We start from the raw sequence: 24037 nt of genomic DNA, 5'->3' as shown, positions 1-24037 counted from the left end.
ACCCACCCACCCCCGACCCCGCACACCCACCCCCCAGCCAACGGGGCCGGGCCCCCCGCCCCTACCCCGCCTGCAGCGCCAGCGTCGGCGACAGCTTTGCCGCGCGGACCGCAGGGTAGAGGCCTGCCACCGTGCCGATGGCCAGGGTTGCCGCGAAGCCGCCTGTGACGGCCCAGAGGGGGATCACCCAGGGGAGGTCGCCGGCCCGGGCGTACACTGCCGTGGCCGCGCCGCCCAGCACGATGCCTGCCAGGCCGCCCAGGCCCGACAGGAGCAGGGACTCCGTGACGAACTGGATGCGGATCTGGCCCTTGGTGGCGCCCAGGGAGCGGCGCAGGCCGATCTCGTGGCGGCGTTCCAGCACCGAGATGATCATGGTGTTGGCCACCCCGACCCCGCCCACCAGCAGGGCGATGCCGCCCAGGCCGAGGAGGAGGGTGCTGAAGGCGCCCTCGGTGGCGGCCTTCGCCTGGAGGGCCGCCGACGGGTCCGTGACCGAGACCGTGCTCGGGCTCTGCGGGTTGGCCGTCTTGGGGATGAGGTCGCGGACCTGCTGGACGCGGGCGTCGGCGGAGCGCTCGTAGACGGACGTGGGGTGGCCGTCGAAGCCCAGGAGGCTCTGGGCGGCGTCCCAGCCGATCAGTGCCGAGCGTTCGATCTCCGGTGCCAGCGGGATCGGCTCCAGGATGCCGATGACGGTGAAGTACTGCCCGCCGATGAAGACCTGCCCGCCCGGCCCCGTGATGCCCAGGCGCTCGGCGGTGACGTGTCCGAGGACCACGGACGGGTAGCGGCCCGTCGCGCCGTTGAGCCAGCTTCCGCTGTGCATCCGGGCCCGGAGCGTCTTCAGGAGCTCGTCCTTCGCCGCCTTGAGGGCGATGCCGTTGGTCTCCTCCTTCGGGATGTTCTCGCTGCGGCGGACGGACTCCTTCACGTCGCCCGTCGTGCCGACCGATTCGACCCCGCCGATCCGGGCGATCATGCCGGGGGCGTCCTTCGGCAGCTTGGTGTCCTGTCCCGAGAACATCGACGGGCCGGGGGTCGCGACCATCATGTTCGTGCCGAGCTTGTCGAGTTCCTGGAGCAGCTTGGCCTGGCTCGACGAGGAGATGCCGACGACCGCGATCATCGTCGCGATGCCGATCGCGATCCCGAGCGCGGACAGGAACACGCGCATGGGCCGCGAGCGCAGGCCCGCCGATCCCACGTGGAACACGTCCCGGGGTCCCAGCCGGGGCGGTGACAGCTTGCGGGCCTTCTTGCCGGCGGCGCGGTCCTGCTTCTCGGCGGCGCGCGTCTGCTTCTCGGCCGCGCGGGACTTCGTACGGGCACCCATTACGCGCCCACCCCCAGCGCGTCCGCGTTCCACACGTCCGCCACGATCGCGCCGTCGCGGATGCGGACCTGCCGGGGCAGGCTCGCCGCGATCTCGTTGTCGTGGGTGATCACGGCGATGGTGGCTCCGTCCTGGTTGAGCTCGTGCAGCAGTTCCATCACCGAGTCGCCGGACGCCGTGTCCAGTGCGCCCGTCGGCTCGTCGGCGAGCAGCAGGTCCGGTTCGCCCGCCACCGCGCGGGCGATCGCCACGCGCTGCTTCTGTCCGCCGGACAGCTCGTGCGGCCGGTGGTCCATGCGGTCGCCGAGGCCGACGCGCTCCAGGGCGCTTTCGGCCCGCCGTCCGCGTTCGGCGCGGGAGAGCCCGGAGTACAGCAGCCCTTCGGCGACGTTGGCCCGGGCGCTGATGCCCGGTACCAGGTGGAAGGACTGGAACACGAAGCCGACGTGGCGGGAGCGCAGCGCCGACAGGGAGCGGTCCGAGAGGCTCGCGATGTCGTACCCGGCGATGGCGACGCGGCCGGCGGTGGGCCGGTCCAGGGTTCCCACGATGTGCAGGAGGGTGGACTTTCCGGAGCCCGACGGTCCTACGATGGCGAGGAGTTCGCCGTTCAGGACGGTGAGGTCGACTCCGCGCAGGGCCGTGACCCCGCCGGGGTACTCCTTGGTGACCCCGCTCAGTTCGACGACCGCGTGGGCGTGCTTGTTCATGACGCGGGGACTCCTACGAGCATGCCCTCCTTGAGGGCGTCCCCCTTCACCTCCACCCGACCCTTGCCGAACATGCCGAGCTCGACCTGGACCTCGCGGACCTCGCCGTCCTCGACGACCTGGACTCCGAAGCCGCCCTCGGCGAGGGCCAGGAGCGAGTTGACCGGTACGGAGAGCACCCCCTTGCGGACTTCGCCCGTCAGGCTCACCGAGACCGGGGACTGGTCGGGGCCCGTGGCCTCGGCGGGGCTGTCGAGGGCGATCTCGACGTCGACCTTCGGCTTCTGGTTTCCGCCGCCGCCCCCGCCCCCACCGCCGCCCCCGCCGCCCGAGGACGGGTCGTCGCCGTTGGCGGTGGCGCCGATCGAGCCGATCCTGCCCTTGGCGGTACCGCCGCCGGGCAGGCTCACGGTCACCGGGTCGCCGGTCCTGACCTTGCCCGCCTTGGCCACGTCCAGCTGCAGGCGGACCATCCGCTCGGTGCCGGTCAGGGTCATGACGGGCTTGCCGGCGGCGGCCTCGTCGCCGACGGCCATGTCGTTCTTCTGGATCCGCTGGGGTCCGGAGGCGAAGGCGATGTCGTCCTTGCCGACCTCGCCCGTCTCCTTCACCTTGTGGGACTTCTGCCAGCGCTTGACGGCGGTGGCCGTCCCGGCGGTGAAGGTGCCGTCCGAGGTGTCCAGGCCGGTGCCGAAGCCGAGGGCCTGGAGGTTCTGCTTGAGCTGTTTGACGTCCTCGCCCTTGTCCCCGGACTTCAGGGACCGGTACACGGGGGTGCTGCCGTACATCAGGCGCACGGGCTTGCCGTTGACCTCGTAGAGCTTGCCGTCGCGCTCGACGGAGGAGCCGGCGGGCGCCGCCCAGGTCAGGGTCGCGGACCCGGACCCGGACCCGGACCCGGAGCCCGCCCCCGCTCCCCCCGCCCCGCCCGCACCCACCGCGTTGAGCTTGCGCTCCTTGGCGAAGCCGAGCGTTCCGTCGACCGTGAACCCGGAGCTCAGGTCCCCGCGCGTGACCGGCTGCGTGGCCCCCGGCAGACCGTCCGCGCGGCCCTGGTTCGAGCCGCCGCCGCTGCTGCCGCTGCCGCCGTCCGTCCCGGCCTGGGCCACGACCGCGTACCCGCCGCCCGTGACGGCGAGTACGACGGCCAGCGAGCCCAGGAGCCACGTGCCGCGCTTCCTCACTGGCCCTCGCCGCACTTGTTCAGCTGGGCCATGAAGGCGTCCTTGTCGGCGCCCTCGGGTATGGAGAACCCGGTCCGCGCGTTCCCGTTGAACTCCGGGTCCGGCATGTCGAAGCCGTTGTCCCGCATGCACTTGGCCTGCTTCAGGGCCTTGTCCTTCTCCGCCTGCGGGATCTCGCCGCCGGAGCCGGGGCCCTTCATCCCGCACGTGTCCATGGCCTTCTTCAGGACCTCCTGGTCCGTGCCCGCACCGAGCGTCATTCCGCGCGGGTCCTCGCCGGGCTTCGGGTCGGGCATGTCGACGCCGTTCTCGCGCAGGCACTTGCGCATCTTGAGGGCGTTGTCGGCGTCCGCGCCGCCACCGCCACCGCTGCCCCCCGTGCCGCTCGAGTTCGAGGAGTCCTTCTTCTCGTCCTTCTTTCCGTCCGAGCCGCCGGCGCCGCCCGTGCACGCGGTGACGAAGAGGGTGAGGCCGGTGAGGAGCGCGGCCGTGGTCATGGTCGTGGATCGCTTCATGGGCCCGAGGGTGCGCGAGAAGCGGGTTTCGCTTCTCTAACGGCTCGTGCTTACAACGGCGAAATGCCCCTCTCGGGTAAAGAGGACGCCATGCGAGTTCTGGTGGTGGAGGACGAGGAGTTCCTGCGGGAGATGATCGCCGAGGGGCTGCGCGGCGACGCGCTGGCCGTGGACGAGGCGAGCGACGGCCTGGAGGCTCTGAACCGCCTGCGCCTGGGCGCGTACGACGTCCTGGTCCTCGACCGCGACCTGCCCGGCCTGCACGGCGACGAGGTCTGCCGCCAGGTGGTGCGCGAGCGTCTGCTGACCCGCGTCCTGATGCTGACGGCCTCCGGGACCGTACGCGACCGGGTGGAGGGCCTGGGCCTCGGCGCCGACGACTACCTCACCAAGCCCTTCGCCTACGACGAGCTGCTCGCCCGTGTGCTGGCGCTGGGGCGGCGCGCCCAGCCGGCCCTGCCGCCGGTGCTGGAGCGGGCGGGGGTGGCCGTGGACGTCGCGCGGCGCACCGCCACCCGCGAGGGGCGCAGGCTGGCGCTCTCCCGCAAGGAGTTCGCCGTCCTGGAGTCGCTGCTGCGCGCGGAGGGCGCGGTCCTCAGCAGCGACGACCTGATCGAGCAGGTTTGGGAGGAGGACACCTCGTACCGCACGAATGCGGTACGGGTGACCCTGAGCAAGCTGCGCGCCAAGCTGGGGGATCCGCCGTTGATCGAGACCGTTCCGGGCGCCGGATACCGGATCGGTGATCCACGATGAGAGCAGTGCTCCACTCCGAGCGCGCCCGTCTCACCGTGCTCTACGGCTCCCTGCTGCTCCTCGCGGGCGGCGGCCTCATCGCACTGATCAACATCCTGCTCCGCAACGGCCTCTACACCCGCATCAGCGGGGCCGTCACCACCACCGTCCCGGCCTTCGAGGGCACCCCGCCGTCCGTGGTCCCGGGCCGGCGGCTGCCGGTCCCCGCCGAGAAGCTCGACCCCGGCGCCACCCCCACCCCCGAACAGCTCGAACAGTGGCGGGCCACCCGCAACCTGACCTCGGCCGTCGAGCAGGCCACCCTCCACGAGCTGCTCGTCGTCTCCCTCGTCGCCCTCGCCGTCTTCGCCGTCCTGTCCATCTGGCTCGCCTGGTGGATGGCGGGCCGCGTCCTGCGCCCCGTCGGCGTGATCACCGAGACGGCCCGGCGCCTGTCCGGCGCCAACCTCCACGAGCGGATCGGCCTCCGGGCCCCGCCCGGCGAACTCAAGCGGCTGGCGGACACCTTCGACGGGATGCTCGACCGGATGGAGGACCTGGTCGGGGCGCAGCGCCGGTTCGCCGCGAACGCCGCCCACGAGCTGCGCACCCCGCTCGCCGTCCAGCGGGCGGCCGCCGAGATCGGGCTGGCGGGGGAGCCGTCGCCGCAGAAGGTGGCCCGGATCCGCTCCAAGCTCATCGAGGTCGCGGACTCCAGTCAGCACCTCGTCGAGTCGCTGCTCCTGCTCGCCGTCTCGGAGGAGGGCCTGGAGGCGACGGAGCCGGTGGACCTGGCGGGGCTCGCGGAGGCGGAGCTGGCGGGCATCGAGGCGACGTCCCCTCAGGACCTGCTGGTCGTACGGGACCTCGCGCCGCTGACCGTCGCGGGCGACCGGACCCTGCTGGGCCACCTCGTACGGAACCTGCTGGCCAATGCCGTGCGTCACAACCGCGCGGGCGGCCGCCTGGAGGTGGCGACCTCCAGGGAGGGGGTGCTGACGGTCTCCAACACCGGTCCGGTGATCGAGCCGGCTGACGTGCCGCGCCTGCTGGAGCCCTTCCGGCGGCGGGCGGAGCGGCGGCACACGGCGGGCGAGGGAGCCGGGTTGGGGCTCTCGATCGTCGCGTCGATCGCGCGGGCGCACGGCGCGGAACTGACGGCGCGGGCCAACCCGGAGCCGGGCGGCGGGCTGATGGTCCGGGTCTGGTTCCCGGCCGCGTCACCGGGGGCGTCCCCGGGGGCGTCACGGGCCGCGTCCCCGGCCGCGCGACCCGCCGGGGAAACGCCCGGCGCTTGACCGGTCAACCAAAATGAAGATCGGCTGTGTACGGTCGGGTCAATGAGCAAGCACGCCCGAGCCGGCTCCCGCGCGTCCCGTCCGTCCCGCACACCCGGGGCGTCCCGACCGACCCCGCGCTTGCGCGCCGGTGGTGCGCGGCGCGCGGTCCGTGCCGGGCGCGGTTCCCGGCGTGCCCTCGGCTCGCGCCCGCTCGCCTTCGCGGCCGCCCTGGGCCTGCTCGGTTTCGGCGCGGGCTGGCGTACCTCGCCCAGAACCCGCCGGCCAACGCGGCGGCGTCGGCCGCCGCCGACGCCCGGCCGCCGTCCGGGGAGCGCGCCGCGAGGGCTGCCGAGCGCGACCCCCTCCAGGGTCTGCCCGAGGTCAGCGAGCAGACCCGGGCGAAGATCCCCGCGGACGCCCGCCAGCTGATCCTGGTCACCGGCAAGGCCAAGGACTCCTCGGAATCCACCGCGGCCCTGTACACCCGCCCGGCGGCCGGCGCCGACTGGGCGAAGAGCGACAGCTGGCCGGCGCGCAACGGCGCCAAGGGCTGGTCCACGGAGCGTACGTACGGGGACCTGACCTCACCCCAGGGCGTGTTCGCGCTGACCGACGCGGGCGGGCTGCTGGCGAAGCCGCCGGGCACGAAGTTCCCGTACGACCAGGACAGCTCCTTCGTGGCGACGGGCCGCGGGGTCAACGGCGAATCGCTGCGCGGCTCCTTCGACTACGTCGTCGCCATCGACTTCAACCGCAGGACGGGAGTGAGTCCGCTCGACCCGACGAAGCCGGAGGGCGAGGAGAAGGGCGGCAACATCTGGCTCCACGTGGACCACGACGGCCCCTCGCAGGGCTGCGTGGGCATCCCGAAGGCCGCGATGCAGAAGGTCCTGGCGACCCTCGACCCGGCGGCGAAGCCGGTCATCGTGATGGGGCCGCAGGGCTTCTGACGGGCCCGCCCGCCGCAGGCTCACCGCCCGCCGCAGGCTCCCCGCCGGCCGCAGGCTCTCCGCCCACCGCCGGCTCCCCGCCCGCGCCCCCGCCCGCAGCCGGGTCGCGGGCCAGCAGGGCGATGTAGGCGAGGTCGAAGACGGCGCACAGCAGCCCCAGCCCGAGGATGAACGGCGCGTCCTCGACGACTCCGAACAGGAAGGTCGGCGCGAGCGTGCCGAGCCATTTGGCGACGGCGATGACCAGGGACTGCCCGTGCCGGCCGCGCCGGCTCGCGTAGAGGGCGATGAACAGTCCGGACATCAGCAGGTTCTGCAGGAACGCCGAGTAGCGGCTCGCGTCGTGCGCGCCGAAGTGGGCGAGGAAGAGCCACTGCACGGCGAAGGCGCTCGCGAAGAGCAGCGCGGTCCAGACGGCGAACAGCGGCCGGGTCACGAAGCGGGGCAGCTCGGCCCGCCCGTAGCGCAGGTACGTGTACACGATGACGATGTCGGCGAGTGCCCACACCACGTTGACGATGCCCTGGGCGGAGACTCCGACGGTGAACTCGCGTACGGCATACGTCGACTCCCACGCGAAGTTCAGCGCGAGCGCGGCGACCGGCATCGCGTACGTCCGGTCCCGCAGCCCCACCCGGATCGCCTCGGCGTACACGAGGGTCCACGCCACACCGCTGACCAGCGTCAGAAAGAGATCCACGCGCGGCACCCTAGCGGTCCGCCCCGCGCTCGCACATCCCTCGTACGCCGCCTTCGGTGGCTCCGCCGTCGGATTCTGATGCCCGTGGCCCGGGGCAGGAAGGAAACGGGCCAGGGCTAGAATCCACACACTCGAATCCGCGTTCCAGGGGGGCCGGCTCCTGCGGGCCTGTGAGAACACGGCTGCTCCACACACATCCGGGGGGATCTGTGACCCTTTCCGTTCCGCGCGCCGTCCGCGGCGCGCTCCTCGCCGTCGCCACGGCGCTCGCCACCACCGCGGGCCTCCTCGGCGGCGCCTCGGCCGCCCAGGCGGCCAGCGGTTACGGCCGTTGTCCCTGGGGCGAGGTCTGCGTGTTCAGCGGGCCCGTCGGCACCGGCGACATGAAGATCGTCAAGAGCAGCCTGGCCCGCCTCGGCACCTGGGACAACCGCATCAGCTCGCTCTCCAACAACAGCGACTACACGGTGTGCGTCAGCCCCGATCCCGACTACGGCTGGAACGGCGCCACGCACTACTACAACACTCTCGTGTCCTTCGACGAGAGCTCGCGCCCGGACCTGGACGACGCCATCAGCTCGATCCAGCTCCTGCCGGACGCCGAGGACTGCGGCACCTTCGCCACCCACCCGTGGTGGTGGTGGGACGAGGAGCCGCAGACGCGTCCCGCGCCCACGGCCGCCGAGACGGCCTTCGGCGACCTCGACGGCGACGGCCGCACCGACCTGCTCGGCCGCAACCGGTACGGCGCGCTGTGGTCCGTGAACGCGGCGGAGGACAACAAGACCCACCGCATCGGCACCGGCTGGAACGCAATGACCCAGTTGCTGCGCCACGGCGACTACGACACGGACGCCAAGGAAGACGTCTTCGCCCGCGACAAGGACGGCGCCCTGTGGTTCTACCCGGGCACCGGCTCGGCCCTCGGTACGCGCGTCGGGCTCGGTGGCGGCTGGAACGCGATGCGGGACCTCGCCGCGATGGGCGACCTCACCGGTGACGGCAAGCGGGACCTGCTCGCCCGCGACACCGCCGGAGTGCTGTGGCTGTACCCCGGCAACGGCAAGGGCGGTTTCGGCACGCGCAAGAACCTCGGCGGCGGCTGGGGCGTGATGAACGAGCTCGTCGGCGCCGGTGACATGAACTCCGACCGCATCTCGGACCTCGTGGCCCGTGACACCTCCGGGCGGCTCTGGTTCTACCCGGGCAACGGCCGCGGCGCCTTCGGCGCGCGCAGCCTGATCGGCACCGGCGGCTGGAACGGCTTCAAGGAGCTGGCGGGCATCGGCGACTACGACGGCGACGGGCGGCCCGACCTCCTGACGCACTCGCACGGCGACAACTACCTGCGCCTGTACCCCGGGACGGGTGCGAAGGACGGCCACCTCGGCGGCGCGAAGGTCATCGGCAGCGCCTCGGACGCGCACCTCGTGTTCTGACCGCCCGGCCCTCCGGTTCTCACCCTCCCCATTCAGTCTTCAGTCTTCGGACTTCGCGCCTCAGTTCAGAACGGACTGCCCTCCTCATGACCCGACCCGGTACCCGATCCCGTCCCCTGCGCCGCATCCTCGGCGCGGCCGTCGCCACGGCCGCCTCGGTGGCCGCCCTGGTCACCGCCGCGCCCACCGCCGCCGCGGCCGAGAACTACGAGCGCTGCCCGGCGGGCAAGTTCTGCGTCTTCGCCGGCGACGACTTCACGGGCGAGATGAAGACCTTCTCGTCCCCGCAGGCCACGCTCGGCGCCTGGGACAACAAGATCTCCTCGCTGGTGAACAACAGCGACCTGTGGGCGGCGGTCTTCCCGGACGCGAACTACTCGGCCGGCCAGAACGGCGACGTCCTCATGGTGAGCCCGCACAACGGCCCCAACGACCTCTCGGGCTCCCTCATGGGCCGGTTCGACAACACCATCAGCTCCATCCGGATCGCCACCACCGAGTACGAGGTGAACCAGGGCGTCCCGTACATGGACTGGGTGGCCTGGCCCGACCAGCCGCGGCCCGCGCCGGTTCCGGCCGTCGCGAACTTCGCGGACCTCAACAACGACCGCATCGCCGACCTGCTGGAGCGTGGCGACGACGGCCGCCTGTGGTTCCTGCCCGGCAAGAGGGACGCCCAGGGGCGTACGCAGGGCAAGTTCCTCGGCGGCGGCTGGAACGCCATGACCCAGCTGCTGCGCCACGGCGACTACGACACCGACGGCAAGGAGGACGTCTTCGCCCGCGACAAGGGCGGTGTCCTCTGGTTCTACCCGGGCCTGGGCACCGGCGCCCTCGGTACGCGGCTGAGCCTGGGCGCCGGCTGGAACGCCATGCGCGAGATCAGCGCGGCCGGCGACCTGACCGGCGACGGCCGCGGCGACCTGCTCGCCCGCGACACGGCCGGCGTGCTGTGGATGTACCCGGGCAACGGCAGGGGCTCGTTCGGCACGCGCAAGAACCTGGGCGCCGGCTGGGGCGTCATGAACCAGCTCGTCTCGCCCGGCGACCTGTCCGGCGACGGCCGGGCCGACCTCCTGGCCCGGGACGGCTCGCGGCGGCTGTGGCTCTACCCGGGCAACGGCGCGGGCGGTTTCGGCGCGCGCAAGGTGCTGCCGTACGCCTGGCCGCTGGACGCCCCGATCGTGGCCACCGGCGACTCCACCGCCGACGGCATCAGCGACCTGCTGCGGCCCATCGGCTGGCAGGCCTTCGTGTACCCGGGCACCGGGACCGGCGGCCTGCGCGGCCCGGAGGCCAACATGGGCTGGGACAGGGCCGACCGGGTCCGCGTCTTCTGACCCGGGGGACCGCGTCCCCGAGCATCGGGACCCCGCGCCTTCGGGTGCGGGGTCTTCTGCGTGTCAGGACCCGGTCCCGGTTGCCGTCTTCGCACCTACCCCTTGCCTGACGGACCGTCAGCTATGACGATGGCCCCCGCACCGGTATGACGAATCGGCAGTCGAGGACGAGGCGGGTACGGCCCATGGCGCGCGTGTTTCCTGAAGGTCGGCTGGTCTACGGGATGCAGCTCCCGATCCAGTCGCAGAGCACCATCTATGCCGAGCCCTGGGAGGCCACGGCCGGCGCCGCCGATCTCGCCGCGGTCGCCCGGGCGGCCGACCGGGCCGGCTTCGGCTACGTCGCCACCTGCGACCACGTGGCCATCCCGCGGCACATGGCCGGCCCCATGAGCACCATCTGGTACGACCCCGTCGCGACCCTCTCCTTCCTGGCCGGGATCACCGAGAACGTGCGGCTGCTGAGCCACGTCGCGATCCTGGGCCTGCGCCACCCGCTGCTCAGCGCCAAGCAGTACGCCACCGTCGACCACCTCTCCGGCGGCCGGCTGATCCTCGGCGTCGGCGCCGGGCACGTGAAGGAGGAGTTCGAGGTCCTCGGCGTGGACTTCGCCCGCCGCGGGGCCGTCCTCGACGAGACCCTCGACGCGCTGCGCGCCGCCCTCGGCCCCGAGGAGTACCCGGAGTTCGAGGGTGAGCTGTTCTCCTTCAAGGACCTCGGGCAGCTTCCCCGCCCCGTCCAGTCCCGGATCCCCGTCTGGGTGGGAGGGTCCTCGCCCGCCGCCGTCCGCCGCGCCGCCGTGCGCGGCGACGGCTGGCTCCCGCAGGGCGACCCGCTCGACAGGCTTCCGGCGCAGATCGCCCGGATCAGGGAGCTCCGCGCCGAGGCCGGGGTCACCGGACCCGTGGAGTTCGGCGCGATCACCGCGCCGCTGTACGTCGGCGAGCCCGGCTGGGACACCGGCCGGCGGACCCTCACCGGCAAGGCGGAGGCGCTCGCCGAGTCGCTGCGCGCGTACAAGGCGATCGGCATCGACCAGATCCAGGTCCGCTTCCGCAATCGCGACCGGGCCGAACTCATCGACCAGATCACGGCTTTCGGGTCCGAAGTGGGCCCCCTCCTCAATGACTGAACGACTAGCCGCTTAGGGGCGAACACATGGGCAAGCCAGGCAAGCTGGACGGACGCGTCGTCATCATCACCGGTGCCGCGCGCGGCCAGGGCGAGCAGGAGGCCCGGCTCTTCGCCTCGGAGGGCGCCAAGGTGCTCCTGGGTGACGTGCTGGACGAGCGGGGCGCGGCGGTCGCGAAGGAGATCGGCGAGGACCGGGCCCGGTACGTACGGATGGACGTGAGCCGGGAGGAGGACTGGGCGGCCGCCATCGCGGCGGCGAAGGAGGCCTTCGGCCCGGTGAACGGGCTGGTCAACAATGCGGGCATCCTGCGCTTCAACGAGCTGACCGCGACCCCGCTGGAGGAGTTCCAGCACGTGGTCCAGGTCAACCAGGTCGGCGCCTTCCTCGGCATCAAGTCGGTGGCCCCGGAGATCGAGGCGGCCGGTGGCGGCACGATCGTCAACACCTCCTCGTACACGGGCCTGACGGGCATGGCGTACGTGGGCACGTACGCGGCGACCAAGGCGGCGATCCTCGGCCTGACCCGGGTGGCCGCGCTGGAGCTCGCCGCGAAGAACATCCGGGTCAACGCGATGTGCCCGGGGGCGGTGGACACCGCGATGGCCACCCCCGGGAACACCGATCCGGCGGACCTGCCCCAGGAGGCCCGGGACGCCATGGCGGAGCTCTACCAGCGCGTGGTGCCGATGGGCCGGGTGGGGCAGCCCGAGGAGATAGCCAAGCTGGCGCTGTTCCTGACCAGCGAGGACTCCTCGTACATCACCGGCCAGCCCTTCGTGATCGACGGCGGCTGGATGGCGGGCGTCAGCATCCTCTAGGGCCCCTCCGGCAACGCTGCGGGTACATCTGATGGAGCGTCAGGTATTGACGCTCCCGCCCCTGCGATGGAACAGTCGTGACATCGAATCTGACGCAACGTCAGAAACAGAAGGACGGTGAATCCCCTTGGAATTCGGGCTCTTTGTGCAGGGATACGTGCCTGAGGCGCGGTCCAAGGTCGACCCCGAGGCAGAGCACAAGGCGCTGATCGAGGAGACCGAGTACGTCATCCAGGCGGACAAGTCCGGCTTCAAGTACGCCTGGGCCTCCGAGCACCACTTCCTGGAGGAGTACTCGCACCTGTCGGCGAACGAGGTGTTCCTCGGGTACCTCGCTCACGCCACCGAGCGCATCCACCTCGGCTCCGGCATCTTCAACCCGCTCGCCCCGGTCAACCACCCGGTCAAGGTGGCCGAGAAGGTCGCCATGCTCGACCACCTCTCCAAGGGCCGCTTCGAGTTCGGCACCGGCCGCGGCGCCGGCAGCCACGAGATCCTCGGCTTCCTTCCCGGCATCGAGGACATGAACGGCACCAAGGAGATCTGGGAGGAGACCATCGCCGAGTTCCCCAAGATGTTCCTCCAGGAGGAGTACGAGGGGTTCCAGGGCAAGCACTGGTCGCTCCCGCCGCGCAAGATCTTCCCCAAGCCGTACGGCAAGGCCCACCCGGCCATGTGGTACGCCGCCGGCTCCCCCTCCTCGTACGCCATGGCCGCCAAGAAGGGCCTGGGAGTCCTCGGCTTCAGCGTCCAGAAGGTCTCCGACATGGCCTGGGTGCTGGAGCAGTACAAGACCGCGATCCAGGAGGCGAAGGCCATCGGCGCCTTCGTCAACGACAACGTCATGGTCACCTCGACCGCGATCTGCGCCGAGACCCACGACAAGGCCGTCGAGATCGCCGTCAACGCCAACATGAACCGCTTCCAGTCGCTGGTCTTCCGCTACCACGACACCTTCCCGCGCCCCGAGATGATCCCCGAGTGGCCCGAGATCCTCCCCGAGTACAACGCGGAGATCATCGAGCTGCTGATCGCCGAGGAACTGCTCATCTGCGGCGACCCGTCCGAGGTCCGCGCGCAGTGCAAGCGCTGGGAGGAGGCCGGGGCCGACCAGCTCTCCTTCGGCCTGCCGACCGGCGTCTCGCCCGAGGACACGATGACCACCATCAAGCTCATCGGCGAACACGTCATCCCGCACATCGACACCGACCCGGTGCACCGCACCACGCGCTTCCGTGAGGCTTCGGGAGCCTGAGGAACGGGGGCGGCGTCTTCCCGGACCGCCGCCCCGTACCGGCCCCGGCCGGAGTCATGCCGTGGCTGCGGCCGGCCCGGCGTGACCCCGACCGGGGTCCTGGCGCGCGGGTGCGGCACCGCTGCCGGGGACCAGCCCCCGGACGCCCGCTCCTCAAACGCCGGAGGGGCTGGATTTCGGCGGGCGTCAGCCCGCACCTGACCGCCGGCGGTCCGGGAAATTCGGCCCCTGCGGCGTTGGAGGAGCGGGGTCTGGGGCGGAGCCCGCAGGAAGCGGACCGCAAGACGAATCACCGGCAGAGAGGACGTCATGCTCGACCACCTGATCAAGGGCGCCACCGTCGTGGACGGGACCGGCGCCCCGGCCCGCGTGGCCGACGTAGGGATACGCGACGGCCGCATCGCCGTCATCGCCCCGCCGGGGACGGTCACCGAGGAGAGCCGGACCAGCGAGGACGCGACCGGCCTCGTCCTCACCCCCGGGTTCATAGACCCCCACACGCACTACGACGCCCAGCTCTTCTGGGACCCGTACGCGACCCCCTCCATGAACCACGGAGTGACCACCGTCGCGGGCGGCAACTGCGGATTCACCCTGGCCCCCCTCAACCCCGCCCGCCCCGAGGACGCCGACTACACCCGCCGCATGATGAGCAAGGTCGAGGGCATGGCGCTCAAGGCCCTCGAAGAGGGCGTCGACTGGACCTGGTCCACCTTCGGCGAGTACCTCGACGCGCTCGACGGCCGCATCGCCGTCAACGCCGGCTTCATGGTCGGCCACTGCGCGCTGCGCCGGCACGTCATGGGCGAGGACGCCGTCGGCGGCCAGCCCACCGAGGAGCAGATGCAGGCGATGCTCGACCTGTTCCACGACGCCATGAACGCCGGCGCCTGGGGGCTGTCGACCACCCAGTCCTCCACGCACTCCGACGGCTCCGGCGCCCCCGTCGCCTCCCGGCACGCCAAGCCCGAGGAGCTCCTCGCGCTCTCCCGCGCGGTCTCCGAGCACGAGGGCACCCAGCTCGAAGCGATCGTCGCGGGCTGCCTCGACCAGTTCGCCGACGAGGAGATCGACCTCTTCGTCGAGATGAGCGCGGCCGCCGGACGGCCCCTGAACTGGAACGTGCTCACCATCGACGCCTCCGTCCCCGAGCGCGTGCCGCGCCAGCTGATCCCCAGCGAGCGCGCCCGCAAGGCAGGCGGTCGCATCGTGGCGCTGACGATGCCGATCCTGACCCCCATGAACATGTCCCTCGGCACCTTCTGCGCCCTCAACCTCATCCCCGGCTGGGGCGAGATCCTGGGCCTGCCCGTCCCCGAGCGCATCGCGAAGCTGCGCGACGCCGACGTGCGCGCCGAGATGCTGCGCCGCGCCGCCAGCAAGGAGGCCGGCGTCTTCCGGCGCCTGGCCAACTTCGGGCGCTACGTCATCGGCGACACCTACACCGAGGCGAACGAGGGCCTGTCCGGCCGCGTCGTGGGCGACATCGCGGCCGAGCGCGGCCAGGACGCCTTCCAGTGCCTGGTGGAGATCTGCGCCAACGACGACCTGCGTACGGTGCTCTGGCCCATGCCCACCGACAACGACCCGGCGAGCTGGGCGCTGCGCGCCGAGACCTGGCAGCACGAGGACGTCATGCTCGGCGGCTCCGACGCGGGCGCCCACCTGGACCGCATGTGCGGAGCCCCGTACACGACCCGCTTCCTCGGGGACTGCCTGCGCGGCCGCAAGCTGGTGCCGCTGGAGCAGGCGGTACGGATGCTCACCGACGACCCGGCTCAGCTGTTCGGGCTGCGCGAGCGCGGCCGGATCGCCGAGGGCTTCCACGCGGACCTGGTGCTCTTCGACCCGGAGCGGATCGAGGCGGGACCGGCGACGCTCGTGCACGACCTGCCCGGGGACAGCCCGCGGTTGGACGCGCGGGCGATCGGCATGGTGTCCGTACGCGTCAACGGCGTGGAGACCATCCGCGACGACGAGGTCACGGGGGCCGTCCCGGGGATCGTCCTGCGTTCGGGCCGTGACACGAGGACGGTGAGCACCAGGTGACCAGCGCACAGAAGCTCTACATCGGCGGCGAGTGGGTCGAGCCGGCCGGCGGGCACTACGAGGTGGTCAACCCGGCCGACGAATCCGTCGTCGGCCTGGCCCCCGAGGCCTCGCGCGGTCAGGTCGAGGACGCGGCGCGCGCCGCGGCCGCGGCCTTCGAGGGCTGGTCGCGGACGAAGCCGGAGGAGCGCGCCGCGATCCTGGACCGGGCCGCGGACGTCATCCAGCGGGAGTACGAGCCCTGGGCGGCGCTCGCCCAGGCCGAGACGGGCGCCCCCACCGGGATCGCGCGCGGCATGCAGGTCGGGGTGGGCGTGGCCCGCTTCCGCCGGTACGCGAAGGGCGCGCTGGAACCGGTGGAGCGCGGGCTTCCTCCGCAGGTCACCGAGGCGGGCCCGATGGGTGCGGCGAGCATCCTCGGCGCCCTGGAGGTGCGCCAGCCGGTCGGGGTCGTCACCTGCATCACCTCGTACAACAATCCGTGGGCCAACCCGGCGGGCAAGGTGGCCCCGGCGCTGGCCATGGGCAACACCGTGGTGGTCAAGCCCGCCCCGCAGGACCCGCTGTCGGTGTTCCGGATGGCGGAGGCCCTGCACGAGGCCGGGGTCCCGGCGGGCGTGGTGAACGTGGTCTCCGGCACATCGGTGGAGGTCGGCGAGGCGGCCGTGGACTCGCCCGAAGTGGACATGGTGTCCTTCACCGGCTCCACGGGCGTCGGTCAGCGCATCGCCGAGGTCTGCGGCCGCACGATGAAGCGGCAGCTGATGGAGCTGGGAGGCAAGGGCGCGGCGATCGTCCTCGCGGACGCCGACCTGGACGCTGCGGTGATGGGGATCGGTACCACCTTCTCCTTCTACTCCGGGCAGATCTGCACGGCTCCGACCCGGGTGATCGTCCACCGGTCGGTGTACGGGCAGCTGGTGGAGAAGCTGCAGGGCTACCTGGCCTTCATGAAGGTCGGGGACCCGGCGGTGCGCGGCACGGTGGTGGGCCCGGTCATCTCGGCGGCGCACCGGGACCGCGTGGAGTCGTACGTGGAGCTGGGCAGGAAGGAGGGCGCCCGGATCGCCTTCGGCGGCGAGCGGCCGGTGGTGGGTGAGGGTGCCGGTTCGGGCAAGGGCTTCTACGTGGCCCCGACCCTGCTCGTCGACTGCACCAACGACATGCGCGTGGTCCGGGAGGAGATCTTCGGGCCGGTCGTGGTGGTGGTCCCCTTCGACGGGGACGAGGACGAGGCGGTGGCGCTGGCCAACGACAGCGACTTCGGCCTGATCAGCTACGTGTGGTCGGCGGACGCGGCGCGCGCCTTCCGCGTCGCGCGGCGGCTGCGGGCGGGCGGGGTCGGCGTGAACACGATCGGGCGGAACATGGAGGCGCCGTTCGGCGGCTTCAAACGGTCCGGTGTGGGGCGGGACGTGGGCTCGTACGCACTGCACGCCTACAGCGAGATGCAGTCGATCGTATGGGCTTGACCAAATGTTGACCTGGAAAGTTTGAAAAGGGTCAAAACGGACAGCGCTGCGGTTTCCGCATGGCGAAACTAAAGGTTCAGGCCTGCCGAAACGATGATCGGCGGGCCTGTGAACCTTGCATTACGTCCTCATGAAGACTCTCGATCTCAAGATTCGAAGGGTTTTGAGTGGGCGGCGGACTGGACTTTGGTCCTCCGGATGTGGAAAACGCAGCGTCTAACGTCCTGACGTATGACACAGCTGGACGCCCGGCCCCAGGTCGGAGACACGGTAAGCGGAGCCGCCCCCCAGGGTGGCTCCGATGGTGATGTGCGCGGCAAGGGTCTCGGCAAGGGCTCCGTCGGCCTCGTGGGAAGCGCCGTCATCGGCATCTCCACCGTTGCCCCCGTCTACTGCCTGACCTCGACCCTCGGCTCCACCGCCGGTGAAGTCGGCATGCAGATGCCGGCGATCTTCCTGGCGGGCTTCCTCCCGATGCTCCTGGTCGCCTTCGCGTACCGCGAGCTCAACAAGGCCATGCCGGACTGCGGCACCTCCTTTACCTGGACCGTGAAGGCCTTCGGCCCGCGGATCGGCTGGATGTGCGGCTGGGGCCTGGTGATCGCCACGATCATCGTGCTCTCCAACCTGGCCGGCGTCGCCACGTCCTACTTCTGGCTGCTGGCCGGCGAGGTCACGGGCAACGACTCGATCGCCGCCCTGGACGACAACAAGCTCGTCCACATCGTCACCTGCCTCACCCTCATCGCCGCCGCGACCGCCATCAGCTACCGCGGCATGACGGCCACCAAGGGCGTCCAGTACGCGCTGGTCGGCCTCCAGCTCGCCGTCCTCGCCCTCTTCGTCGCGATGGCCTTCCAGAAGGCCTCGGCGGGCACCTTCGACACCGGCCTGGACTTCTCCTGGTCCTGGATGAACCCCTTCGCGGTCGAGTCCATGGCGGCCTTCACCGCCGGACTCTCGCTCTCGATCTTCATGTACTGGGGCTGGGACGCCTGCCTGGCGACCAACGAGGAGACCACCGGCTCCACGAAGACCCCCGGCCGCGCCTCGCTCATCGCGATGGTCGTCCTCGTCGGCTCGTACCTGGCCACCGGCATCGCCGCCCAGATGGCCGTCGGCTCCGGCGGCGAAGGCCTCGGCCTCGCCAACGAGGAGACCTCCGGCAACGTCTTCGCCGCCCTCGCAGGCCCGGTCATGGGCCCGGCGCTCGGCGTCCTGCTCTTCATCGCGGTCCTGGCCTCCGCCGCCGCCTCCCTGCAGACCACCTTCATCCCGGTGGCCCGCACCGTCCTGGCCATGTCCACGTACGAGGCGCTGCCGCCCTCCTACGCGAAGGTCCACCCGAAGTTCAAGACCCCCGGCCGCGCCACGATCATGGCGGGCGTCGCCACCGGCGTCTTCTACACGGTGATGACCCTGGTCAGCGAGAACGTCCTGACCGACACGATCTTCGCGCTCGGCCTGATGATCTGCTTCTACTACTCGCTGACGGCCTTCGCCTGCGTCTGGTACTTCCGCAAGGAACTGCGCACCTCCGCCCGCGACCTGTTCTTCAAGGGCGTCTTCCCGATCCTGGGCGGCGTGCTGCTGGCCTCGGTCTTCTTCAAGACCCTGTACGACGCCTGGGACCCGTCCTACGGCTCCGGCTCCACCCTCCCCGGACTCGACGTCGGCAACGTCTTCGTCATCGGCGTCGGCCTGCTGGCCCTCGGCCTGGTCGTCATGTTCATCACCGAACGCCGCAGTCCCGCCTTCTTCCGCGGCGAGGTCCTGACGAAGTCCACCCCGTCCCTGGTGGTCCAGGACTGACCCCGCAGGGCCTCGCGCCCTCACCCCCCGCTGTGTCATGCACGCCCGCGGCCCCGGATCGTTCCTCCGATCCGGGGCCGCGGGCGTTGTCGCCGGCCGGCACTCACCCCAAAGTGGGCGGGAGCGGTGACCCGGGGTGCGGCGGGGTCGTTGGGCCGGGCATGAACCCCATCAAGCGCAGCCTCGCCGCCCTCGTCCTGTCAGGAGGAGCGGCCCTCGCCCTCTGTCCCGCCGTCGCGCACGCCGCCGACGAGCCCGCCATCCAAGGGCCCCCGATCACCCAGCGCGTCGGCGAGATCGTCGAACACCCCGGCACCGCCGTCAAGGACGCGAAGACGGCGGTGGAGATCACCGCCGGTGCCGCCGGTTCCGCGTCGAAGGCGACCGACGCCTCCCTCGGCGGAGCCGGGGGCGCGCTGGCCGCCGGGCTGCCGAAGGCGCCGCAGGTGCGCGGCTGAGGTTCAGACCGCCCCGGCCGTCGTGGCGGCGGTACGGGTGACCAGCACCAGCGGGACCGCGCGGCCGGGCCCGTGGACGCGGGCGGGGTCCCGGTCATGCCCCCGTCACCCCCGCGTGGGTGCGGTGCACGGTCGGAGCCAGCACCTCGTCCAGGACGGCCCGGGCGAACTCCGCGTGCGGGATCCGGGCCCCGGCATCGGCGGGGGCGAAGGCGTAGCCACCGCCGGGACCGGCCCCCGGCCCGCCCCCGGGCTCGCCCACCGGGGCGAAGTCGCCGGAGGGGCTCAGCACCGCCCAGTCCAGGCCCGTCGGCGCGGCCGCCCGCAGGGCCTCGGTGCCGGCGCCGTGGCCGACGTAGAACTCCCGCCACTCCTGCGGGTAGCCGGGGGTGTCCATCAGCAGCGCCCCGGACCGCGTGGGCAGGACCGACGCCAGCCCGACGGACACCAGCCGGCCCACCCCGGCCCCGCCCAGTCCCGCCGCCAGCGCGCGGGCGGCCGCCGGGAAGAACTCGCCCGGCGCGGCCCCCATGTCGTACACCGCCGCCACCGCCGCATCGTGCCCGGCGGCGAGCCGTGCCACGTCCGCCGCCGAGGTGACGTCCCCGTCCCCCCGCCCGGCCGCGGTGACCTCGTGCCCCCGGGCCCGCGCCTCGGCGACGACGGCCCGGCCCACGCGGCCGGCGGCACCGAAGACGACGATCTTGCGCCGTTCCTGCGTTTCGTTCCCCTGGTTCGTCATGCCACGGACCCTAGGGGGAGGGGTGGTTACCGATCGGATACCCGCCTACCGTGTGGATCATGACGCAGAGGCCGCCGCTCACGCCCCCACCCCTCGACCCCGAGATGTTCGACCCCGTCTGCCCGTCGCCGCTGGTGCCGTTCCGGATCGGCGACAAGTGGGCCACGCTGATCCTGCGCTGCCTCCAGGACGGCCCCCGCCGCTTCTCGGAGCTCAAGGTCCCGCTGCGCGAGATCACCGCCAAGTCCCTCACCCAGTCCCTGCGCGGGCTGGAGCGCGACGGCTTCGTGGCGCGCACCGAGTACGAGACCCCGGCGCGCCGGGTCGAGTACGCCCTCACCCCGCTCGGCCGGGGACTGCTCGGCCCCCTGGACGCGGCCTGCGCGTGGACGCGGGAGCACTGGGACGAACTGCTCGACGCCCAGGAGGCGGGGGCGGAGCCGCCGCGCACGAGCCGCTCGCGCTGACTTCTGGGCGGGCCCTCCCGAGGGAGAGGTCGTTGGGCAGGACATGAACCTCTGGTTGCTCAATCACCTCAGCACCTTCTTCCTCGGCGTCCTCCTCGTCGGCGGGTTCGTCGCCCTCGCCATCGGCGGCAGCCTGGCCGCGCGCCGCCGCTTCCCGCACCTCGCGGACGGCGACCACAACGAGATGGTCGGGGTGGCCCTCGGGATGTTCGGCGCGATCTACGGCATCATCCTCGCCTTCGTCGTCGTCACCCTGTGGACGCAACTGGAGAACACCCAGACCGTCGTCGCGACCGAGGCCACCGACCTGGCCCTGGTCGTCCGCAGCGCGGAGGTCTTCCCGCCGGCCGAACGCGCCCGCGTGGACCGGGCGGTGGGCGACTACGTCCACGCCGTCGTCGAGATCCAGTGGCCCCTCATGCGCGAGGGCCGGCCCAGCTACGCGGCCACCGCCGACCAGACGCACGCCCTGTACACGGCACTCCAGGCCTACGAGCCCTCCGGCCCCCGGAGCGAGACCTTCTACGGGGAGGCCGTCGGCCGCCTCAACGACGTGGCCGCGCAGCGCCGGGCGCGCGTGACGATGGCCGAGACCTCACTGCCGCCACTGCTCCAAGTGCTCGTGTACGGCGGTGCGCTGGTGATCCTCCCCCTCACCTTCCTCTTCGGACTGCGCAGCCTGAAGATGCAGCTGCTCTTCGTCTCCGCGGTGGCGGGGCTGATCGGCTTCAGCCTGCTGCTGGTGATGGCCCTCGACCGGCCCTTCGCCGGGGAACTGAGCGTGAGCCCGGCACCGTACAAGGAGGCGGCGCTGGCGCAGTTCTGGCCCTAGGCCGAGCCGGGGCGCCGCGCCCGGCCGCCGTCGCTCAGCCCCAGGTGCGGGAGGACAGGACGAGCTGGTAGCCGTCGGGGTCGGTGACGGTGACCCCGTAGGTGTCCCAGTACGGGTTGTGGGCGGGCGTACGGGTCCCGCCGTGCTCGACGAGCCGGGACACGAGGGCCTCGTCGGGCTCCTTGCCCAGATAGACGACGAAGAGGTCCTCGGCGGTGGGGGCGGGCGCCACCGGGTTCTCGGGGTCGTGGGTCAGCTCGAAGTGCCAGCCGCCCCCGAGGGGCCCGACCATCAGAAGGTCGTGCTTCCCGGAGACCCGCTCGGTGGTGCGCCACTGCACGTCGAGTCCGAGCCCTCCCACGTAGAACCGCTCGGCGGCGGCGAGGTCGAGGGAGGGCCGGGCGATCCGGATGTGCGCGCGTGCGTCGATCATGGTGGAGAGGGTAAACGGGCGGGCCCGGACCGTCAGATGAAGGGGCCGATGTCGATGGTGTCCAGCCGGTCGGGATCGGTGAGGACGTCGATCGCGGTGATCCGCCCGCCGGTGACCGTGAAGGCCATCACCGACATCAGCCGGCCCTCGACCACGCACAGCACGCCGGCCGCCCCGTTGACGAGGACGGGGCGGACGAAGGGGGCGAGCACGCTGTAGAGGGCCGCCTGCGAGCCCACGGTCCGGGCTCCGGTCAGCACCACCGACTGGCCCGCGCGCGCGACGCCGCCGTCGGAACGCAGGACGACGTCGGGGTGGAGCAGGGTGAGGAGCGCGTCGAAGTCTCCGTCGCGGGTGGCCGCGAAGAACGCGCTGACAGCCTCGCGCTGCCGGCCCAGGTCCGGATCCGCCGCGGGTGCCTGCCCCTGGACGCGGCGCCGCGCACGGCTGGCGAGCTGCCGGGTGGCCGCCGGTGTCCGGTCGAGCATCACGGCGATCTCGTCGAAGGGCACGGAGAACATGTCGTGCAGGACGAACGCCAGCCGCTCCGCCGGAGCGAGGGATTCGAGCACGACGAGCAGCGCCAGCCCGACCGAATCGGCGAGCAGCACCTCGTCCTCCGGGTCGACCACGCCGCCCTCCCGGGCGAGGACGGGGTCGGGCATCCGGGGCGCACGCTCCAGCCGGTCGTCGAGGGAGTCCTCCCGGCGGGTCTCGCGGGCCCGCAGGCCGTTCAGGCACAGCCGCGCCACGACCGTCGTCAGCCAGCCGCCGAGGTTCTCCACGTCACTGACATCGCTACGGCTGAGCCGCAGCCACGCTTCCTGGACCGCGTCCTCGGCCTCACCGATCGACCCGAGCATCCGGTAGGCGACGGCGCGGAGATGGGAGCGGTGCTCCTCGAAGCGCAGGACGAGCAGGTGCTGCCGCCCGTCGGCGTTCCCGTCCGGACCCGCGCTCGTGCCCGTACTCATGTCCCCACCCATGGCCACACCCATGTCCACACCCCCGTGTTGAGTCCCCGACCGGCCGGATCAGTAGATCATCCGTCCGCGCCGATACCCGAGAGCCCGAGCCCCCCGAAACCCCTTTACTTCCAGGGGTCTTCGGTCGGCAGGCAGCCCAGCGCGCGGAGCTGGTCGTCCGTCTCCTTGAGTCCTTGGATCCCCTCGCCGATCTCCGCCCAGCCGCTGGCGGCCGCCTCCGCGGCCTTCTCCTTGTTCGTCGGCGACACGGCGAGGCCCGACGCGTTCAGCACCCTGCCCATGCCGGAGGAGAGGTGCTCGCGGGCCTTGGTCCAGGTGTCGTGGGTCTTCTGATCGGGGATGTAGGCGACGGTGTAACTGCGGGCCTCCTCCAGCCGGTCCGACAAGGGGCCCAGATCGATGACGACCTTGCCGGCCTCGTGCTGGCCCCGGGCGGTCCGCGCCGCGGAGATCAGCCCGTGGAGCAGCTTCTCGCCGCCGGTGCCGTACCACCGGATCACGCCCGGTCCGGGGTTCGCCGGCCCCGTGCTGCTGGGGGTCGGGGCGGTGAAGGTCGGCGCGGGCTTGAAGCTCACGTTCGTCTTCGGCGGGGTGACCTCGGGCTCCCCCGCACACCCGGTGAGCAGGACGCCGCCGATGGTGACCAGCGACACGAGCGGTAAGCGGACGCGCATGCTTCCCCCTGGGGAGGTTTCGGGTGGGGCTCCGGGATCAGTCCTTGCGCCCGGTCGCGGCGACGGTCACACCCAGACCGATCATCGCGAGCCCGCCGGCCCCGCCCACGGCGGAGAGCCGCTGCGGAGACCGAGAGAACCAGCTGCGGGCGGTCGCGGCGACCATCCCCCAGGCGCTGTCGCAGACTACGGCGATGAGGTTGAACACGAGGCCGAGCAGCAGCATTTGGGCGGTGACGTGACCCTGATCACGGTCCACGAACTGCGGCAGGACGGCGGCGAAGAACACGATGGTCTTCGGATTGGCCACCCCGACGGCGAATCCCTCCCACAGCGACCGCCAGTTCCCGTACTCGGCTGCGCCCGCCCCGAACTCCGCACGCAGCGCGTGCCGCTGCCGGAACGCCTTGACCCCCAGGTGGACGAGGTACGCGGCCCCCGCGAGCTTCAGCACGTTGAACACGAGCACGGACCGCTCCACGACCGAACCCACCCCGAAGGCCACGGCGACGACGAGCACGTACGCACCCAGCGTGTTCCCGGCCACCGTGATCAGCGCGGCCCGCCACCCCTGGGACAGCGCCCGCCCGATGACGAAGAGCACGCTCGGCCCGGGGATGAGGATCAAGAGCAACGACATGGCGGCGAACGCCAGCAGTCGGTCAGTGGACACCATGCACTTCATCGTTCCGGACGGGTGGTGGGAGGGGAAGG

24 protein-coding genes are annotated in these 24037 nt (G+C 71.8%); 14 read left to right on the top strand and 10 right to left on the bottom strand.

The window, feature by feature from the left end; translation table 11 throughout:
* Window positions 1-61 precede the first annotated feature (61 nt).
* From ABZY57_RS17230 to ABZY57_RS17215, 4 genes are read right to left on the bottom strand one after another with little or no spacing between them, the layout of a single operon-like run.
* On the bottom strand, window positions 62-1336 hold the full coding sequence (locus ABZY57_RS17230) for an ABC transporter permease (protein WP_356512684.1): 1275 nt from the start codon (window positions 1334-1336) through the stop codon (window positions 62-64).
* A complete protein-coding gene (locus tag ABZY57_RS17225; RefSeq protein ID WP_356512682.1) occupies window positions 1336-2046 on the bottom strand; it encodes an ABC transporter ATP-binding protein in 711 nt (236 codons plus the stop codon). The genes ABZY57_RS17230 and ABZY57_RS17225 overlap by 1 nt, the downstream gene beginning before the upstream one ends.
* A complete protein-coding gene (locus ABZY57_RS17220; protein ID WP_356512680.1) occupies window positions 2043-3230 on the bottom strand; it encodes a peptidoglycan-binding protein in 1188 nt (395 codons plus the stop codon). Before ABZY57_RS17220 ends, ABZY57_RS17225 begins: the two co-directional genes overlap by 4 nt.
* Window positions 3227-3745: a hypothetical protein gene (locus tag ABZY57_RS17215; protein ID WP_356512678.1), complete on the bottom strand. Its 519-nt coding sequence runs from the start codon at window positions 3743-3745 to the stop codon at window positions 3227-3229. The genes ABZY57_RS17220 and ABZY57_RS17215 overlap by 4 nt, the downstream gene beginning before the upstream one ends.
* Before the next feature lie 90 nt (window positions 3746-3835).
* Here ABZY57_RS17215 and ABZY57_RS17210 point away from each other — a divergent pair, with 90 nt between their 5' ends.
* From ABZY57_RS17210 to ABZY57_RS17200, 3 genes are read left to right on the top strand one after another with little or no spacing between them, the layout of a single operon-like run.
* Entirely contained in the window at window positions 3836-4501 is a 666-nt protein-coding gene (locus tag ABZY57_RS17210; protein WP_356512676.1) for a response regulator transcription factor, read from the top strand.
* Window positions 4498-5778 (top strand): ATP-binding protein, encoded by a 1281-nt coding sequence (locus ABZY57_RS17205; protein ID WP_356512674.1) that lies wholly within the window; start codon window positions 4498-4500, stop codon window positions 5776-5778. Before ABZY57_RS17210 ends, ABZY57_RS17205 begins: the two co-directional genes overlap by 4 nt.
* Window positions 5779-5804: 26 nt before the next feature.
* Window positions 5805-6710, top strand: coding sequence for a hypothetical protein (locus tag ABZY57_RS17200; RefSeq protein ID WP_356512672.1), 906 nt, complete (start codon window positions 5805-5807; stop codon window positions 6708-6710).
* Here the strand turns inward: ABZY57_RS17200 and ABZY57_RS17195 are convergent.
* Window positions 6682-7410 (bottom strand): hypothetical protein, encoded by a 729-nt coding sequence (locus ABZY57_RS17195; protein ID WP_356512670.1) that lies wholly within the window; start codon window positions 7408-7410, stop codon window positions 6682-6684. The two genes, ABZY57_RS17200 and ABZY57_RS17195, sit on opposite strands and share 29 nt — an antisense overlap.
* 209 nt (window positions 7411-7619) lie before the next feature.
* Between ABZY57_RS17195 and ABZY57_RS17190 the strand changes: the two genes are divergently transcribed.
* The 9 genes from ABZY57_RS17190 to ABZY57_RS17150 all read left to right on the top strand — a co-directional run bounded on the left by ABZY57_RS17190 (window position 7620) and on the right by ABZY57_RS17150 (window position 19189).
* On the top strand, window positions 7620-8849 hold the full coding sequence (locus ABZY57_RS17190) for an FG-GAP-like repeat-containing protein (RefSeq protein WP_356512668.1): 1230 nt from the start codon (window positions 7620-7622) through the stop codon (window positions 8847-8849).
* Window positions 8850-8935: 86 nt separating this feature from the next.
* The gene (locus tag ABZY57_RS17185; protein WP_356512666.1) at window positions 8936-10189 is read left to right on the top strand and encodes an FG-GAP-like repeat-containing protein; all 1254 of its coding nucleotides are present in this window, start codon (window positions 8936-8938) and stop codon (window positions 10187-10189) included.
* Between the two features lie 185 nt (window positions 10190-10374).
* A complete protein-coding gene (locus tag ABZY57_RS17180; protein WP_356512664.1) occupies window positions 10375-11322 on the top strand; it encodes an LLM class F420-dependent oxidoreductase in 948 nt (315 codons plus the stop codon).
* Window positions 11323-11348: 26 nt separating this feature from the next.
* A complete protein-coding gene (locus ABZY57_RS17175) occupies window positions 11349-12143 on the top strand; it encodes a glucose 1-dehydrogenase (RefSeq protein WP_356512662.1) in 795 nt (264 codons plus the stop codon).
* A 127-nt stretch (window positions 12144-12270) separates the two neighbouring features.
* Window positions 12271-13398, top strand: coding sequence for an LLM class flavin-dependent oxidoreductase (locus ABZY57_RS17170; RefSeq protein ID WP_356512660.1), 1128 nt, complete (start codon window positions 12271-12273; stop codon window positions 13396-13398).
* 309 nt (window positions 13399-13707) lie between these two features.
* Window positions 13708-15447: a D-aminoacylase gene (locus ABZY57_RS17165; RefSeq protein WP_356512658.1), complete on the top strand. Its 1740-nt coding sequence runs from the start codon at window positions 13708-13710 to the stop codon at window positions 15445-15447.
* Window positions 15444-16919, top strand: a complete 1476-nt coding sequence (locus tag ABZY57_RS17160; RefSeq protein WP_356512656.1) for an aldehyde dehydrogenase family protein — start codon at window positions 15444-15446, stop codon at window positions 16917-16919. The genes ABZY57_RS17165 and ABZY57_RS17160 overlap by 4 nt, the downstream gene beginning before the upstream one ends.
* 231 nt (window positions 16920-17150) lie before the next feature.
* On the top strand, window positions 17151-18731 hold the full coding sequence (locus ABZY57_RS17155; RefSeq protein ID WP_356512654.1) for an APC family permease: 1581 nt from the start codon (window positions 17151-17153) through the stop codon (window positions 18729-18731).
* A gap of 161 nt (window positions 18732-18892) precedes the next feature.
* Window positions 18893-19189, top strand: coding sequence for a hypothetical protein (locus ABZY57_RS17150; RefSeq protein WP_356512652.1), 297 nt, complete (start codon window positions 18893-18895; stop codon window positions 19187-19189).
* A 94-nt stretch (window positions 19190-19283) separates the two neighbouring features.
* On the opposite strand, the gene ABZY57_RS17145 is transcribed toward ABZY57_RS17150, so the two are convergent.
* A complete protein-coding gene (locus ABZY57_RS17145; RefSeq protein ID WP_356512650.1) occupies window positions 19284-19931 on the bottom strand; it encodes an NAD(P)H-binding protein in 648 nt (215 codons plus the stop codon).
* 59 nt (window positions 19932-19990) lie between these two features.
* On the opposite strand from ABZY57_RS17145, the gene ABZY57_RS17140 reads away from it, so the two are divergent.
* Both ABZY57_RS17140 and ABZY57_RS17135 read left to right on the top strand, forming a co-directional pair.
* Window positions 19991-20398, top strand: a complete 408-nt coding sequence (locus tag ABZY57_RS17140; protein ID WP_356512648.1) for a helix-turn-helix domain-containing protein — start codon at window positions 19991-19993, stop codon at window positions 20396-20398.
* Between the two features lie 43 nt (window positions 20399-20441).
* On the top strand, window positions 20442-21230 hold the full coding sequence (locus tag ABZY57_RS17135) for a DUF4239 domain-containing protein (RefSeq protein ID WP_356512646.1): 789 nt from the start codon (window positions 20442-20444) through the stop codon (window positions 21228-21230).
* A 34-nt stretch (window positions 21231-21264) separates the two neighbouring features.
* Here ABZY57_RS17135 and ABZY57_RS17130 read toward each other — a convergent pair whose 3' ends face one another.
* The 4 genes from ABZY57_RS17130 to ABZY57_RS17115 all read right to left on the bottom strand — a co-directional run bounded on the left by ABZY57_RS17130 (window position 21265) and on the right by ABZY57_RS17115 (window position 23999).
* A complete protein-coding gene (locus ABZY57_RS17130; protein ID WP_356512644.1) occupies window positions 21265-21663 on the bottom strand; it encodes a VOC family protein in 399 nt (132 codons plus the stop codon).
* 32 nt (window positions 21664-21695) lie between these two features.
* A complete protein-coding gene (locus tag ABZY57_RS17125; RefSeq protein ID WP_356512642.1) occupies window positions 21696-22637 on the bottom strand; it encodes a sigma-70 family RNA polymerase sigma factor in 942 nt (313 codons plus the stop codon).
* 116 nt (window positions 22638-22753) lie between these two features.
* On the bottom strand, window positions 22754-23323 hold the full coding sequence (locus ABZY57_RS17120) for a hypothetical protein (RefSeq protein WP_356512640.1): 570 nt from the start codon (window positions 23321-23323) through the stop codon (window positions 22754-22756).
* A gap of 37 nt (window positions 23324-23360) precedes the next feature.
* The gene (locus tag ABZY57_RS17115) at window positions 23361-23999 is read right to left on the bottom strand and encodes a LysE family translocator (RefSeq protein ID WP_356512638.1); all 639 of its coding nucleotides are present in this window, start codon (window positions 23997-23999) and stop codon (window positions 23361-23363) included.
* Window positions 24000-24037: the final 38 nt, after the last annotated feature.

This window comes from Streptomyces sp. NPDC006450, assembly GCF_040612195.1.
Taxonomy (GTDB): Bacteria; Actinomycetota; Actinomycetes; order Streptomycetales; family Streptomycetaceae; genus Streptomyces.
The sequence above is the reverse complement of the archived record's forward strand: the minus strand, read 5'-3'. Positions and strand labels throughout refer to the sequence as shown.